Here is a 15,317-nt window from a genome sequence, read left to right on the forward strand (position 1 = left end):
CGTTTCCGCCAAAAAATCAACTGCTTTTCCGCCGTCATTCCGCCCCGTTTCCCCGACAATTTCTGCCTTGCCCCTAGCCAAGGCGGGGGCGCGACCTATCTCGTCGGTCGACAGGAGGCCGTTCAGCCGGCATTCAGCCGAATGTGGCTAGGCCTTATAAGGAAGACGAAGGATTCGCCGGCGGGCGTCAGAACCGGCCGGCAACTCTCGATGCAACAGACGGGACACCGTGAGGACAAAACGATGACTTTCCGCTCCAAACTTTTTGCAACCGTGGCGCTCCCGGTGCTGTCGGCCTCGCTGGTCGCGACGCCCTCGCTCGCCGATGCGCTGATGCAGCCGTTCGAGGTTGCGCAGGAAAGCTCCGACCAGGGCCAGCCGAGCGAAGAGGAACTCCTTCTCCTGCAACAGCAGCAGGAAGAGCAGCGCCGCGCGGCCGAGGAAGAAGCCCAGCGCGCCGCCGAAGAGCAGCAGCGTCAGGCAGAAGAGCAGCAGCGCGCCGCCGAGGAACAGCGCCAGGCTGAAGAGCAGCAGCGCCAGGCGGAAGAACAGCAGCGCGCCGCCGAGGAACAGCAGCGCCAGGCCGAAGAACAGAAGGCCGCCGAAGAGCAGCAGCGCCAGGCAGAAGAGCAGCAGCGCGCCGCCGAGGAACAGCGCCAGGCCGAAGAGCAGAAGGCCGCGGAAGAGCAGCAGCGCCAGGCGGAAGAACAGCAGAAGGCAGCCGACGAGGCAGCCCAGCAGCAGAAGGCTGCGGAAGAAGAGGCCCAGCGCGCTGCGGAAGAGCAGCAGAAGGCCGCCGACGAACAGCAGGCTGCAGAAGAACAGAAGGCAGCCGACGAGCAGAGGGCTGCCGAGGAACAGAAGGCTGCTGAAGAACAGAAGGCGGCTGACGAGCAGAAGGCTGCCGAAGAGCAGCTGCTCCTGCAACAGCAGCAGCAGACTGAGGAACAGCAGGCCGAGCAGCCCGCCAAGGGTGGCCAGTTGCCGGCCGAGGGCGAGATGCCGTCGACGGAAACCGGCGAGCAGCAGCCCGCGACGGAAACCGGCACGGAGCAGCAGCCCGCCACGGCCGAAACCGGCGAGACGCCCCTCGTCGAGCCGGTGCCGGAAGTCGTCGAGACGCTGACCGAGGAACAGAAACAGGAAATCGCCGCCGATCCGGGCCAGACCGACGAAACGGTCGTGCTGCCGGTCGAAAACGGTGCGGCCGTGCTCGACAGCGACAAGGACGCCGACAATCTCGGCGGCCAGACGAGCCGTGAGCAGCGTCGCAAGAAGCGCGAGGAACTGCGCGCCGAGGAAGAGGCCGCTCCGCTGCCGGAATCGGACGTTTCTGCCCAGGCCGCGATTTCCGAAGAGGTGCGCGAAGCCGTGCCGCAGAAGATCGAGGCGGCGATCAAGGAAGAGGGCGAGCGTCTCGACGCCGCGCCGGTCTTCGAGGTGCCGCAGACGACCAACATCGTCAACAACACCGTGATCAACAACACGGTCATCAACAACAACACGGTCAACAACACCGTGAACAACAACGTGAACAACAACGTCACCGAAGTGAACGTCATCGAGAAGATCGACAACCGCACGGTCATCGAGGTGGGCAACCAGCTCGTCGTGCGTGGCGACGACCGGCCGCGCCTGCGCCGCGATTCGGAAGAGGTCTACTACGACAACCTCGCCCGCGGCCGCGTGCGCGAAACGATCGTGCGTCCCGGCGGCGTGCAGATCGTGACGATCTACGACCGCTACGGCGACATTATCCAGCGTTCGCGCGTCGGCCGCGACGGGCGGGAATACATCCTCGCCTATGCGCCGGAACGGGAAGACGACTCCCCGCGCCCCGACTTCGTTGACGTCGGCTACGAACTGCCGCCGATGCGCCTGCGCATCCCGGTCAGCGACTATATCGTCGACACGTCGAGCGATCCGGACCGCGACTATTACGAGTTCCTCTCCGAGCCGCCGGTCGAACGCGTGGAACGCGTCTATACGATGGACGAGGTGAAGCACTCCGCGCGTCTGCGTGACAAGGTGCGCCGCATCGACCTCGACACCGTGACCTTTGCCACCGGCAGCGCCGAAGTGCCGATGTCGCAGGCCCGCACGCTGCGCAAGGTCGCTGACGCCATGGAGAAGGTGCTGGACAAGGATCCGGGCGAGACCTTCCTGATCGAAGGCCATACGGATGCCGTCGGTTCGGACAAGTCCAACCTCGTTCTGTCCGACCAGCGCGCCGAGTCGGTCGCCAACCTGCTGACCGAGGTCTACGGCATTCCGCCGGAAAACCTGCAGACGCAGGGCTATGGCGAGCGCTTCCTCAAGGTTCGCACCCAGTCCGCCGAACAGCAGAACCGCCGCGTCACCATTCGCCGCGTGACGACGCTGGTTCGCCCGGTCGCCAGCGCGAACTGATCGGACCGACATGAAAGCGAAAGGCCGCGGGAGCGATCCCGCGGCCTTTCTGCATTCCGGTGGCGCTTTGTCGCGGCGTCGTCAGGCCGGCTTTGCAAGGTCCGTCACGGCAACAACGAAATCGGCGATGGCGGCGGTGTCGTCGAGGTCGAAGACAGGCAGCGTCGTGTCCGTCACCGCATGGTCGGCCGCGATGGCGGCGATATGCGGATCTTCCGGGGCGAGCGGCGTGCGGTTGGCGGCGTCCCGCCGGCGAGCTTCGATCTTCGGGATCGGTTCGCGCTTGTAACCCTCGATCAGGACGAGGTCGCAGGGGGCGAGGCGGGCTAGGATTTCCTCGAAGGAGGGTTCGGGCGCACCGCGCAGTTCGTGCATGATGGCGTAGCGCGTGCCGGAGACGATGGTGACTTCATGCGCGCCGGCCTGCCGATGGCGATAGCTGTCGGCGCCGACCTTGTCGATGTCGAAGTCGTGGTGCGCGTGCTTGATGGTCGAGACGCGGTAGCCGCGCGCCACCAGTTCGGCAACGAGGCGGACGGCAAGGCCCGTCTTGCCGGAATTCTTCCAGCCGGCAATGCCGAAAATCTTCGGTCGCGTCATCGTTCCAGTATCCAGAGCCAGTTTTCCGCCGCGGCGAGATCGTCGGGCGTGTTGATGTTGAAGAAGGGATCGAAGGCGCCGCGCGGCGTCTCGATTGTCGGGAAGGAGACCTCCCGGGCCCGGTGGCGCTCAAGATAACTGCGCACGCGCAGCGCGCCCCCGCCGGCAAGCCAGGCCGAAAGGTCCTCGAAAAGCGCGACGGGCCAGAGGGCGAAGACGGGATGTGGACCGCCGGCCGACCGGGCCGTCGCGATGCGCTCCGGTCCATCGGCGGCATGGGCGAGGCGGGCGACGAGGTCGGCCGGGAAGAAGGGGCTGTCCGTCGGCACGGTCGCGACATGGTGCGCCCCGGGATGGTGGCGCCGTGCATGATCGAGCGCCGCGAGCACGCCGCCGAGCGGGCCGGAGCGGCTGGCGTCGAGATCGGCGAAGACGGGCAATTCCGCGCCCGGCTCGAAGAGAACCGGGCCATTGGCATTGACGGCGAGGGTCGAGACCTGCGGCTGCAGGCGCTTGATGGCGCGATCGAGGAGCGAGAGGCCGCCAAGCCGCAGGCGCGCCTTGTCCTGCCCCATGCGGGACGACAGGCCGCCGGCAAGAATTACGCCCGGTATCGCCTCCATCTGTGCCATCGCTCCTTCGCCCCTCAACCTCACCCGATCTAGTCGGTGCTGCCGGCGGCTGCAAGTGTCGAGGGTGTCACGGGGATTCGGGCGTCGATCCCTGCGCCAGGGTCTTCGCCCGGCGGCGGTTCTCGCGGTAGAAGGTATAGAGGCCGGAGGCGACGATGATCGCGACGCCGACCGTCATCCAGAGATCGGGCACTTCGCCGAAGAACAGGAAGCCGATGGCGATGGCCCAGATGAGGCTGGTGTAGCGGAAGGGCGCGACGAAGGAGATTTCCCCGGCGCGCATGGCGTTGACGATGGTCTGGTAGCCGACGAGCAGCAGGACGCTCGCCCCGGCGAGCCGCGCCAGCACATCCGGCGCCATCGGCTGCCAGCCGCCCATCGGCCCGGTCAACACGCCGCCGACGAGGGTGATGGCGAGCGCCGTTACCGCGCTGATGAAGATGGACGGGATGTCGCCGGGGATCTTGCGCGTGGACAGGTCGCGCGCCGCCGCACCGACGACCGAGGCGATGACATAGAGCGCCGCCAGCGAAAACCCGTCCGGCCCCGGACGGATGACGATGAGCACGCCGGCAAAGCCCGCGGCAATGGCAAGCCAGCGCCGCCAGCCGACCTGTTCGCCGAGAAAGAGGGCGGCGCCCAGCGTGACGGCGAGCGGCAGGGACTGCAGGATGGCGGCGGTGTTGGCGAGCGGCATGGCGCCGAGGGCGGAAATATAGGCGAGCGAAGCGAGGATTTCGGCCGAAAGGCGCAGCGCCACCGCCGGCTGCAGCACGATCCGCCACGAACCGAGCGCGCCCATGCTCCTGGCGATGGCGAGCACCAGCACGCTCGTCATCAATCCGCGCACGAAAAGGATCTGCCCGGTGTTCATGGCATGGGTGACGGATTTGACGAGGGCGTCGTTGCAGGTGAAGGCCGCCATGGCGATGACCATGAAAAGTGCGCCCCTGGCATTTCCGGAGGAGTTCATGCGGATGATTCCAAGCGTCTGTACCTCTCTCATAGGCCCAATGGGCGGCGCTTGCCATCAGGGCCTCAGGCGGAACAATCGGGGTGGATGGGGACGCGGGGCCGACATTTCGGTGCGGTGCATGAAGCGCCGGGTCCAAAGGCTTGAATTGCTGCCGTTTCGCCGAAGGGTTTCATTAAGCTTCCGCACCTATCGTTGCGTCATCCCATTGAGCGATCGCATGATGCGACGGGTGAGGGCGCGCCGCCTGGTGGAAGATCGGCCGAAGCCCCGACAGCAAACACGGCCGCGCTCGTATGACGAGCCTTTTGCGGCCGCTTCGGCTTTGAGACACCCGGGGGAGCTTGGTCGTCACAAAACGTCGGGGAACCCATGTCCTTCATCGACCGCCTGCTGCAGCAGCGCCGCATCGTCACCAAGGTGCTGTTGTTCGTCATCCCTCTCGTCGCGCTGATCGCGGGCATCGGCCTTGTCGGTTATTTCACCGCCAGCACGCTGAACGGCCATATGACGGTGACGCGCGAGACGATCAACAGCCTGTCGCATTTCCAGAACCTGCGCTCCGGCCTGCAGGACTTTGCCGACAAGCCAAGCCAGCAGACGCGGGGCGCGCTCGGCGTGCGGATCGACGAGCAGGAGGCCGGCATTCGCGATCTCGACGCTCTCCTGCCCGACGCGGCGGAAAAGGCGAAGATCGCTTCGGTCGTCGCCCTTGCCGCCACCATGCGCGACCAGGCGCAAACGCTCTGGACCATCGATGAAGAGCGCAACGCCGTTACCGCCGACCTCGAAGGGGCGCTGGCGGCGATGGCGAAGGACGGGGAGTTCGCCGAGAAGCAGATCGGCGTGATCCGCAGCGAATCGGGCGAAAAGGAAGCCTTCGCCAAGGCGTTGCTCTTCGACGCCGCCGCCTATCAGGGGCTTGCCGAACGCATCGGCAAGTTCCGCAAGCCCGTCGCGCTGGCGATGAAGGCGGAGGACAAGGTGAAGGCGGCCGAAACCTACCTGCCGCAGTTGCTCAAGCAACTGGACGAATCCAAGGCCATCGCCTCGCAGAAGGCGCTGACGCAGATCAAGGCCTTCGAGACCGAACTGGCCAAGGTGCGCGAAATCCTTGCCGGCGCCGACGATGCCGAGGGCAAGAAGGCGAAGTTCGTGCCTGTGCTCACCAAGCTTGCCAAGTTCGACGCCGACTTCCTCAAGGAAGCCGGCAAGAATTCCGATACGGCGGCAAAGCGCTTCGTCGGCATGGATGCGGAAATCGCCGTGCTGAAGACGTTGATCGCGCTGATGGGCGATACGTTCAAGGGCATCGACGAAACGCGCCTGCATATCAGCGAATTGCATCGCAAGCTGAACCAGGAGAGCCGCGACGCCGTGCTGGCCGACGTGAAGGCCGTTTCGACGAGCGCTGCCGAACTGGCCAAGCTCGGGGCCAAGAACGCGGCCTTGCGCGACCTCTCGCAGAAGCTCGCGCCGTCGCTGGCGAAGATCGAGAAGGGCACGGGCGACCTGATTGCCGTCGGCGAGAAGTGGCAGGCGGCGCGCATCGCCGCCTATGCCTCGGTTGCCGATGCCAGCCAGACGCTCGAACAGTTCGTCTCCAGCGCCCAGGAGGCCGGCAAGAAGGACAGCCAGCGCTCGGCCAATGTCTCGATCATCGCCATGGTCGCCGGCACGCTGCTCGCCATCATCGGTGGCCTGATGCTGGTGGAGACGCTGCGCGGACCGCTGAAGCGCGTCACCGAAGCCATGTCGCGGCTTGCCAGCGGCGACCTCGACATCAGCATCGACGGCCGCAACCGCGGCGACGAGATCGGCGACATGGTGCGCTCGGTCGCCGTCTTCCGCGACGCGGCACGGGAAAACATCCGGCTGGAGCAGCAGGCGGAAGCCCAGCGCCAGCTCACCGCCGAGGACGAGGCCCGCCGCGCCAGCGAACGCGCCCGCATCGAGGCCGAGCAGACGGAGGCGCTGAGCGCGCTCTCCGACGTTCTCGGCAAGCTTGCGGCCGGCAATCTCGAGGAAAGCATGACGGAGGCGCTGGCGGCCGAATATGTCGCCATGGCCCGAACCTACAACAATGCCGTCGAGGCCCTGCGCGCCACGCTTTCGGACGTGCGCGCGACGACGGTGGAGATCAACGGCGGCACCGGCAACCTTGCCGCCTCCGCCGACGACCTCGCCCGTCGCACGGAGCAGCAGGCCGCGGCGCTGGAGGAAAGCTCGCGGGCGCTCCGCCAGCTCACCGACATCGTCCGCTCCACGGCCGAAAGCGCGCAGAAGACGGCCGTCTCCGTCGACGAGACGCACAGCTACGCCCAGCGCTCCGGCGCGGTCGTGGCCAAGGCCGTCGACGCCATGGGCGAGATCAACCGCTCCTCGGAGAAGATCGGCACGATCATCGGCGTCATCGACGAGATCGCTTTCCAGACGAACCTGCTTGCGCTCAATGCCGGCGTCGAGGCCGCCCGCGCAGGCGAGGCGGGCCGCGGCTTTGCCGTCGTCGCGCAGGAGGTCCGCGAACTTGCCCAGCGCTGCGCCGGCGCGGCCCGCGAGATCAAGGGGCTCATTTCCGACAGTTCCGCCCAGGTGCGCAACGGCGTCGCTCTCGTCACCGAGACCGGCGAGGCGCTGAGCGTCATCAACGAGCACATCTCCTCGATCCACACGCTTGTCGGCAAGATCGAAGCGGCCGCGGCCGCCCAGTACGAGGGCATCAGCGAAGTGAACCAGGCGGTACACAAGGTCGAACTCATCACGCAGCAGAACGCCGCGATGGTCGAGGAGAACACCGCCGAGATCCACGGCCTGCGCCGCCGCGTGCAGACGCTCAACGAGAAGATCGACCACTTCAAGACGCGCGACCTTGAGACGCGACCGGAGGATGGTTACGGCCGGCAGCACTACGCCGCGTAAGGGCAGGTGACATGAAACGAAAGCGGCCGGGTGAAAACCCGGCCGCTTTGCGTTTCTGGTGCGTGGCCTACTGAAGTCCGTGCTGGTATTCCCGATCGAGGTAGAGTTTGCGGTCGATCGTCCTGAGGACGCCGGCTGCGGGCTTGATCGTGACCGGCTTCTTCGCCCCGGCCGTCACCGCCTGCTGCGGCTTCAGCTGCAGTGCGATGATCACCTTGTGCTTGTCGGTTCGCTTCCAGGTGTTTGTCATGCCTGCGTCTGCGAGCCCTACGCCATGCTTGACGGGAGACAGTTCGATCTTCGGGTTGACCCGTCCCGAGATCGTCGTTTGAAACTCGATGGCGTCCGAGAATGTCGTTGTCTTGTCGCCTTCCGCCTTACGCTCGATCCCGGCGATGTCGTTGAGATTGATGAAGGTCCGTACAACCTCCTTGAGGCCGATCGTGCCGGTGATCGGGTAAAGCGCGTTGCCGGCGGCGAGCCGGAAGCAGGAATCTTTGCCGTCCTTCGTCTCGTAGAGTTTGGCGAGTTCCGTAAACGTGTCGACGATCTGGAAGCTTCTCGTTCCCTGGTTCTGGCGCGCGACGCCCGCGCCGATGTCGAACGTCCTCGTGCCATTGCTGAAGGGATTGAACAGGTTGATTCCAACGCTGTTGTCGGTGTTGACGGTGATGTCGAAATTGAAATCGTAACCGATGGCCCCCTCCGCATAGGTGCGCAGATAGCTCTTCATGTCTTCGCTGAGCTGGGCCCTGTCCTTCCTGAGGATTCTCGTGCGATCGCTCCTCAGGTCGGCGGCATACCGCTTGTCGGATTCCGTCCCTCGTTCGTTGATTTTACTTATCATTGCATCCAGTACGGCATCGCGCGCCTCGCATCGTATCTTTTGCACGATGGCGACCGTATCGAGTGTTACGTCATCGGGAATTGGATGGGCATTGCAGCCGGCGAGCAGGACGACGGCGAGCAATGCGGCATTGCGTTTGTGGCTTTTCTGCATGACGGTCTCCCCCAAGGATATCCCCGGTCCGAGGATATTGGGCGGGAAACCGGGCGCAACCCTGCATGTCTATTTTCAAAAATTAAATTCCCGTTATGGGGGAGTTTGGGTTGCGGCGGAGAATGCGGGATGGCGCGTCGCTTTTGAGGGGGCGAAGGGAAGCGGGAACGGGAAGGGCGCGCCGCGCTACTTCCCGGCCTCATAAACCACGTAGCTCTCCGCAGCCGGGTCCGGGTCGCCGTAGGTCGGGTCGACCTCGAAGCGGGTCAGGATGAAATCGCCGTTGCGGAAGATCCAGTCGCCGCTGTCCCAGGCGTCGCCGATGCCGCGCCAGGCGGCGTGGCTGGAGATGGTGCGGGTTTTCTCGTTGAAGCTGGCATTGACCAAAAGGCCGGTGGCGCGGAAGCCGCAGACTTTCGGGGCCGCCTTCAGCGTGTTCATCTCCTCGTCCGCATAGGCATAGTCGAGATCGGGCGTGGCGAAGGCAATGAGCTTCGGCGTTTCCTCGTCGCTCTTCTTCAGCACGAAGGCATGGCGGATATTGTAGGCGCCGGAGCCGCAGAAGAGCTGGAACAGTTCGGCCTCGACGGCCGGACCATCAGGATTGTAGTCGGGCTTGTAGGTGAAGCGGTAGACGCTATGGCCGTAGCCCTCGTCGTCGGGGCCGGCCATCGGCACTTCCGGCATGCCGTTCATGTCGCAGTCCGCGCCGAAGGCGGCCTTGGCGATCGTTTCGGCGGCTGCGATGCCATCCGGACGGTCGGCGGCCAGCGGCATGGAGGGCAGGGCGGCGCAGAGGAGGGCAGGCAGAAGGCGCTTCACTGAAACCTCGTTCGCTCTTTCGGATGCCGCCCGACGCCCAATCGCCGGTGACGCTCAGCCGCCGGTGACGCTCATATGGCGGGCGACGGCCGGGCGGTTGCGGCGGTCGATGATGAAATCGTGACCCTTCGGCTTGCGGCCGATGGCCTCGTCGATCGCCTGGGAGAGCAGGGCATCGTCGTCGGAGGCGCGCAGGGGCAGGCGCAGGTCCGCGGCGTCGTTCTGGCCGAGGCAGAGATAGAGCGTGCCGGTGCAGGTGAGACGCACGCGGTTGCAGCTTTCGCAGAAATTATGCGTCATCGGGGTGATGAAGCCGAGGCGGCCGCCGGTCTCCGCCACCGTGACGTAACGCGCGGGACCGCCGGTGCGGTAGGCGTTGTCGGTGAGGGTAAAGTCTTCCGCCAGCTGCGCCCGCATCTGCGACAGCGGCAGGTAGCGGTCGGTGCGGTCTTCCTCGATCTCACCCATCGGCATGGTCTCGATCAGGGTGAGGTCCATGCCGCGACCATGCGCCCAGCGCATCAGGTCGGGGATTTCGCGGTCGTTGAAGTCCTTCAGCGCGACGGCGTTGATCTTGATCTTCAGGCCGGCGGCCTGCGCCGCGTCGATGCCTTCGATGACCTTGGAAAGATCGCCCCAGCGGGTGATCGCCCGGAACTTGTCCGGATCGAGCGTATCGAGGGAAACGTTGATGCGTCGCACGCCGCAATCGGCAAGTTCGGCAGCGTGCTTGGCGAGCTGCGAACCGTTGGTCGTCAGCGTCAGTTCGTCGAGCTGGCCGTCATGGATCTTCTTGCCGAGCTCGCGCACGAGATACATGATGTTCTTGCGCACCAGCGGCTCGCCGCCGGTCAGGCGCAGCTTGCGAACGCCCTTGGCGATGAAGGCGGAACAGAGCCGGTTCAGCTCCTCCAGCGTCAAAAGATCCTTCTTGGGCAGGAAGGTCATGTTTTCCGCCATGCAGTAGGTGCAGCGGAAATCGCAGCGGTCGGTGACGGAAACGCGCAGATAGGTGACCGCGCGCCCGAAGGGGTCGATCATCGGGGCGTCGGATCGGGCGACCGGGTCGGCGCCGTTCCAGGGTCCTGCAGGCGAATTCACGTCCATTCCTCCATCACCGACATGTCGTGCGCGCAACGCGCCGCGTCAAGCCGATGCGGCAATTATGACAGCATTTTCAGCCTTGCACATCCCCGGCTTGCGGCATAGTCCTTCGCGAAATCGAATGGAAAGGGATCTGGCATGAGCGACCTCTGGCCGACCGAACTGCGCGTGTCCAAGGACCGCCAGCGCCTTCTCGTCACCTTCAACGACGGCGAGAGCTTCGATCTTTCCGCCGAGCTCTTGCGCGTCCTCTCGCCCTCCGCCGAGGTGCAGGGCCATGGGCCGGGGCAGAAGGTGACGGTGCCGGGCAAGCGCAATGTGGCGATCATCGCCATGACGCCGACCGGCAACTATGCCGTCCGCATCGGCTTCGACGATTTTCATGATACCGGCATCTATACATGGTCCTATCTGCGGGAACTCGGGGAAAAGGGCGCGAGCCTCTTTGCCGATTACGAGCGCGAGCTTGCGGAGAAGGGCATGAGCCGCGATATATCCGAAAAGCCGCGATAATCCGGACTGCCTGCCGAAGGGCGCGTCCACCCAGAAACAAACGGGAGATGCCCCTTGGCCGCAGAAGCGAACGCAAACGATCTCACCCAGGTTGTCGTCCTGCTGGCGGCGGGCGTCGCCGCCGTGCCGGTGTTCAAGAAGATCGGGCTCGGTTCCGTGCTCGGCTATCTGGCGGCCGGGCTTGCCATCGGTCCGTTCGGCCTCGGCTTCTTCGCCGATCCGCAGGCGATCATCCATGTCGCCGAGCTCGGCGTGGTGATGTTCCTCTTCATCATCGGCCTCGAAATGCAGCCATCGCGGCTGTGGGGCATGCGCAAGGATATTTTCGGGCTCGGCGCGATCCAGGTGATGGGCGCCATGGCGGCGCTGACCGGCATCGGGCTTTCCTTCGGTTTCCCGCTCATTCCCTCCTTCGTCGCCGGCACCGGCTTCGTGCTCACCTCCACGGCCATCGTCATGCAGATGCTGCAGGAGCGCGGGACGATCTCGACGCTGAAGGGCCAGCGCATCATCGCCATCCTGCTCTTCGAGGATCTGGCCATCGTGCCGCTGCTCGCCATCGTCGTGCTGCTCGGCACGGGCGCGGCGGCGACGGACGCCTCCGATCGCTGGCTTGCCATCGGCATCGCCATCGGCGCCATCGTGGCGCTGGTGCTGGCCGGACGCTACCTGCTGAACCCGCTCTTCCGGGTGCTGGCCGCCTCCGGCGCGCGTGAGGTGATGACGGCGGCGGCGCTGCTGGTGGTGCTGGGCTCGGCGCTCGCCATGCAGGTCTCCGGGCTTTCCATGGCGATGGGCGCATTCCTTGCCGGCGTGCTGCTGTCCGAATCCTCCTTCCGCCACCAGCTCGAAGCGGACATCGAACCGTTCCGCGGCATCCTGCTCGGCCTCTTCTTCCTCGGCGTCGGCATGGCGATCGATCTTTCGGTCATCGCCGCCAACTGGCAGCTCGTGGTAGCGAGCGTCATCGGCTACATGGTCGCGAAGATCCTGCTGATCTACCTGGTCGCGCGCCTCGTCGGCACCTGCCACAGCGAAAGCCTGGAGCGGGCGGTGCTGATGGCGCAGGGCGGCGAATTCGCCTTCGTGCTCTACGCCGCGGCCGTTTCGGCCGGCATCCTCAGCGGCAAGGACAATGCCATCCTGACGGCGACGATCATCATCTCGATGATCCTGACGCCGCTGATGGTGATCCTGCACGACCGCCTCGTGCCGAAGCAGCAGCCGTCCACCGAGGGGCTGACGCTGCCGGAAAATGTCGAGGGCACGGTGCTGATGATCGGCTTCGGCCGCTTCGGCCAGATCGTCAGCCAGCCGCTTCTGGCGCGCGGCTACACGCTCTCGCTGATCGACAAGGATGCGGAATTCGTGCGCGACGCGTCGGAATTCGGCTTCAAGGTCTATTACGGCGACGGATCGCGCATCGATATCCTGCATGCCGCCGGCGCGGCGACCGCCAAGGCGATCCTCATCTGCCTCGACGACAGGCAGGCGGCCGTGAAGATCGCCGAGGTGGTGAAGGAGGAATTCCCGCTCGTGCCGATCCTCGCGCGCGCCTACGACCGTGGCCACGCCATCGACCTCGTGCATGCGGGCGTCGACTTCCAGATCCGCGAGACCTTCGAGTCGGCCATGACCTTCAGCCGCGAGACGCTGAAGGCGCTCGGCGAGGACGAGGACCTTGCGGCCGAGGTGGTGGAGGAATTCCGCGACATCGACCGCCAGCGCCTCGAGATCGAGACCGTCGGCGGCATCTATGCCGGTCGCCAGCTCATTCGCGGCAACGCCCAGCCCGCCGACATCGTCGCCGCCCGCACCGGGCGCGAGCGCGCTGCGGCGGAGGAAGAGCGCCACCGTCATGCCGACGAAGAGGTCAATTGACGTTACGCAATCTTCTGTAGCGACTCGCGGCAACATGCGGCATGTCTTATAAAAAGGACACGAGGCGCGCATGAACAAGGGACGTCTGGAAGCCTTCAGCGATGGCGTCATCGCCATCATCATCACGATCATGGTGCTGCAGCTCACCGTGCCGAAGGAGCCGACGCTGGCAGCGCTGCTGCCGTTGATGCCGGTGTTCCTCGGCTACCTGCTCAGCTTCGTCTATGTGGCGATCTACTGGAACAACCACCACCATCTCCTGACGGTGTGCGACAATGCCAGCGGCAGCGTGCTGTGGGCCAACATGCATCTGCTGTTCTGGATGTCGCTCATTCCCTTCGTCACGGCCTGGATGGGCAACAATCCGGCCGCCGCCTTTCCGACCGCGCTCTACGGCGCGATCCTGCTGCTCTCGGCCATCGCCTATGAGATCCTGCAGATCCGCATCGTTGCCGTCCATCCGGAAGCCGGCAGGCTGCGCGGCGTGCTGGGGCGGGATTTCAAGGGGCGCTTCTCGCCCGTCTTCTATCTGGCGGCCATCGGGCTTGCCTTTGTCTCGCCGGTGATTTCCCATGTCATCTATGCCGCGGTCGCGCTGCTTTGGGTCGTGCCCGACCGCCGTCTTGAACGGCTGTAACGAAAGGACGCGCCATGACGGCGACGAATGACGAGCGCTTTGCCAATTCCGCCTGCCTGCGCGCCCGCGGCACGGCCCGCGAAGGCAAGGTGGCCTTCGCGGAACTCTTCTTCGACCTGATCTTCGTCCTGACGATCATCCAGCTTTCCCATTCGCTGGCCGCGCACTATTCGCCGCTCGGCCTCGTCGAGGCCGCGATGCTGATGCTGGCGGTGTGGTGGGTGTGGATCTACACGACCTGGGCGACCAACTGGCTGGATCCCGACAAGGCGCCGGTGCGGGTGCTGCTCTTCGTGCTGATGTTCCTCGGCCTGATGCTCTCCATCGCCATTCCCACCGCCTTCGGCGCGGGCGGCTTCCTCTTCGCCCTGACCTATGTCGCCATGCAGGTGGGACGTTCGGCGTTCACCGCCTATGTCATGCGGCGGGACTGGCCGGAAAACAGCGCGAACTTCATCCGCATCACCGCCTGGAGTGCGTTTTCCGCAGTGTTCTGGTTTGCCGGCGCGATGGTGGAACACGAGGCGCGGCTGGCGCTCTGGCTGGTGGCGCTCGGCATCGAATATGCCTCGCCGGCGCTCGGCTTCGCCGTGCCAGGCCTCGGGCGCTCGTCGGTCAGCGACTGGCAGGTCTCGGGCGAGCATATGGCGGAGCGCTGCGCGCTCTTCGTCATCATCTGCCTTGGCGAAACCATCCTCGTCACGGGGCGGACGGTCGCCGGCATGGAGCTTCTCGACGGCTTCACCGTCTTCCTGCTGGCCACCGCCTTCTTCTCGACGGCCACCATGTGGTGGATCTATTTCCGCTTCGGCCATGGCGAGGCGGCGCATCTGATCGAGCATTCGCCGACGCCCGGGCGCATCGCGCGCATGGCCTTCACCTATGCGCATATCCCCATCGTCGCCGGCATCATCCTTTCGGCGGTGGCGGAGGAGTTCGCGCTTGCCCATCCGCACGGCCATGTGGATTTCAAGACCGCCAGCGCCATCATCGGCGGACCCGTCGTCTTCCTGCTCGGCAATATCTGGTTCAAGGCGGCGATCCGCGGCCGCTCGCCGCTGTCGCATCTCGCCGGCATTGCCGGGCTGCTGGCGCTGTCGCTCGCGGTGCCCTTCTTCGAGCCCTACCAGCTCTTCATGGCCGCCGCCGCGGTGCTGTTCATCGTCGCGCTGTGGGAGTTCCTGTCGCTGAAATCGACACCGGCGGATGACGTGGCCGTCGTCTAGGTCATGTCAGGTTCAGATCGAACCGGATATGCTCTGAATTCTTTTGTTTTCGTTTGTCCTTTCGGGAAAACCGGTTCCCACTTTTCCCTGACAAACTCCAGACTTCAGCCCTCGTCCGGCTCCATGGTCTGGAGGATGTGGATGATATCCTCCATGGCTTCGGCGACCTGAAGGCAGCGGTCGGCGGGCGTCTGCGACATGATGCGTTCGATCATGCCGGTCTGGATGGCCATCGCCTCGGCGGTGAGGCTGCGGCCGGACTGGGTGAGGAAGAGGCGCAGCACGCGTTTGTCCTTCGCATCGGGCTTGCGCTCGATGAGGCCGCGCTTTTCCAGCTGCGGCAGCAGCATGCTCATGTTGGAGCGCCCGACGAGCAGCTTGCGCGCCAGTTCCTGCTGGGAAATGCCCTCGAACCGGTAGAGATTGATCAGGATATCGAGATGCGGCGTCTTGATGTCGAGGTCGGCAATGGCCCGCGTCATCGCCTGCTGCATGAGCTGGCAGGCGCGCGCCACGCCGATCCAGCTGCGAAAGCGCGGATGATCCCACGGGAAGGCTTGATTTTTGTTCATCGTTGTACTTTATTGTTCAGCATTGAACA

At 65.0% G+C, this 15,317-nt stretch carries 13 protein-coding genes; 6 read left to right on the forward strand and 7 right to left on the reverse strand.

The annotated features are described in order from the left end of the window. The first annotated feature begins 243 nt into the window (after positions 1 to 243). Complete coding sequence (locus tag V8U06_RS03075) at positions 244 to 2,409, forward strand: OmpA family protein (protein ID WP_427139445.1); 2,166 nt, start codon at positions 244 to 246, stop codon at positions 2,407 to 2,409. A gap of 81 nt (positions 2,410 to 2,490) precedes the next feature. Here V8U06_RS03075 and mobB read toward each other — a convergent pair whose 3' ends face one another. From mobB to V8U06_RS03090, 3 genes are all read right to left on the reverse strand, one after another. Next, positions 2,491 to 3,009 (reverse strand): molybdopterin-guanine dinucleotide biosynthesis protein B, encoded by a 519-nt coding sequence (mobB, locus tag V8U06_RS03080; protein ID WP_226918791.1) that lies wholly within the window; start codon positions 3,007 to 3,009, stop codon positions 2,491 to 2,493. Next, the gene (mobA, locus tag V8U06_RS03085; RefSeq protein WP_427139446.1) at positions 3,006 to 3,641 is read right to left on the reverse strand and encodes a molybdenum cofactor guanylyltransferase MobA; all 636 of its coding nucleotides are present in this window, start codon (positions 3,639 to 3,641) and stop codon (positions 3,006 to 3,008) included. Before mobA ends, mobB begins: the two co-directional genes overlap by 4 nt. A 67-nt stretch (positions 3,642 to 3,708) precedes the next feature. Then, positions 3,709 to 4,614 (reverse strand): DMT family transporter, encoded by a 906-nt coding sequence (locus V8U06_RS03090; RefSeq protein ID WP_427139447.1) that lies wholly within the window; start codon positions 4,612 to 4,614, stop codon positions 3,709 to 3,711. A gap of 372 nt (positions 4,615 to 4,986) precedes the next feature. Between V8U06_RS03090 and V8U06_RS03095 the strand changes: the two genes are divergently transcribed. Further along, positions 4,987 to 7,533 (forward strand): methyl-accepting chemotaxis protein, encoded by a 2,547-nt coding sequence (locus V8U06_RS03095; RefSeq protein ID WP_427139448.1) that lies wholly within the window; start codon positions 4,987 to 4,989, stop codon positions 7,531 to 7,533. 67 nt (positions 7,534 to 7,600) lie between these two features. On the opposite strand, the gene V8U06_RS03100 is transcribed toward V8U06_RS03095, so the two are convergent. The 3 genes from V8U06_RS03100 to moaA form a co-directional block, all read right to left on the reverse strand. Further along, entirely contained in the window at positions 7,601 to 8,533 is a 933-nt protein-coding gene (locus tag V8U06_RS03100) for a hypothetical protein (protein WP_427139449.1), read from the reverse strand. Positions 8,534 to 8,719: 186 nt separating this feature from the next. Beyond that, positions 8,720 to 9,355, reverse strand: a complete 636-nt coding sequence (locus V8U06_RS03105) for a DUF1176 domain-containing protein (RefSeq protein ID WP_427139450.1) — start codon at positions 9,353 to 9,355, stop codon at positions 8,720 to 8,722. Between the two features lie 54 nt (positions 9,356 to 9,409). After that, positions 9,410 to 10,462, reverse strand: a complete 1,053-nt coding sequence (moaA, locus tag V8U06_RS03110) for a GTP 3',8-cyclase MoaA (protein ID WP_427139451.1) — start codon at positions 10,460 to 10,462, stop codon at positions 9,410 to 9,412. Between the two features lie 135 nt (positions 10,463 to 10,597). Between moaA and V8U06_RS03115 the strand changes: the two genes are divergently transcribed. From V8U06_RS03115 to V8U06_RS03130, 4 genes are all read left to right on the forward strand, one after another. Continuing rightward, positions 10,598 to 10,972, forward strand: coding sequence for a gamma-butyrobetaine hydroxylase-like domain-containing protein (locus V8U06_RS03115; protein ID WP_226918797.1), 375 nt, complete (start codon positions 10,598 to 10,600; stop codon positions 10,970 to 10,972). 54 nt (positions 10,973 to 11,026) lie between these two features. Then, positions 11,027 to 12,853: a monovalent cation:proton antiporter-2 (CPA2) family protein gene (locus V8U06_RS03120; RefSeq protein ID WP_226918798.1), complete on the forward strand. Its 1,827-nt coding sequence runs from the start codon at positions 11,027 to 11,029 to the stop codon at positions 12,851 to 12,853. Positions 12,854 to 12,923: 70 nt separating this feature from the next. Beyond that, positions 12,924 to 13,490 (forward strand): TMEM175 family protein, encoded by a 567-nt coding sequence (locus V8U06_RS03125; RefSeq protein WP_427139452.1) that lies wholly within the window; start codon positions 12,924 to 12,926, stop codon positions 13,488 to 13,490. A gap of 14 nt (positions 13,491 to 13,504) precedes the next feature. Further along, positions 13,505 to 14,716, forward strand: a complete 1,212-nt coding sequence (locus V8U06_RS03130) for a low temperature requirement protein A (protein ID WP_427139453.1) — start codon at positions 13,505 to 13,507, stop codon at positions 14,714 to 14,716. A 104-nt stretch (positions 14,717 to 14,820) separates the two neighbouring features. Here V8U06_RS03130 and V8U06_RS03135 read toward each other — a convergent pair whose 3' ends face one another. Then, positions 14,821 to 15,288 carry a MarR family winged helix-turn-helix transcriptional regulator gene (locus V8U06_RS03135; RefSeq protein ID WP_427139454.1) on the reverse strand — a complete coding sequence of 156 codons (468 nt, stop codon included), beginning with the start codon at positions 15,286 to 15,288 and terminating at the stop codon, positions 14,821 to 14,823. Positions 15,289 to 15,317 lie beyond the last annotated feature (29 nt).

Origin of the sequence: Shinella sp. G-2 (assembly GCF_050172695.1) — a bacterium.
Lineage (GTDB): Bacteria > Pseudomonadota > Alphaproteobacteria > Rhizobiales > Rhizobiaceae > Shinella.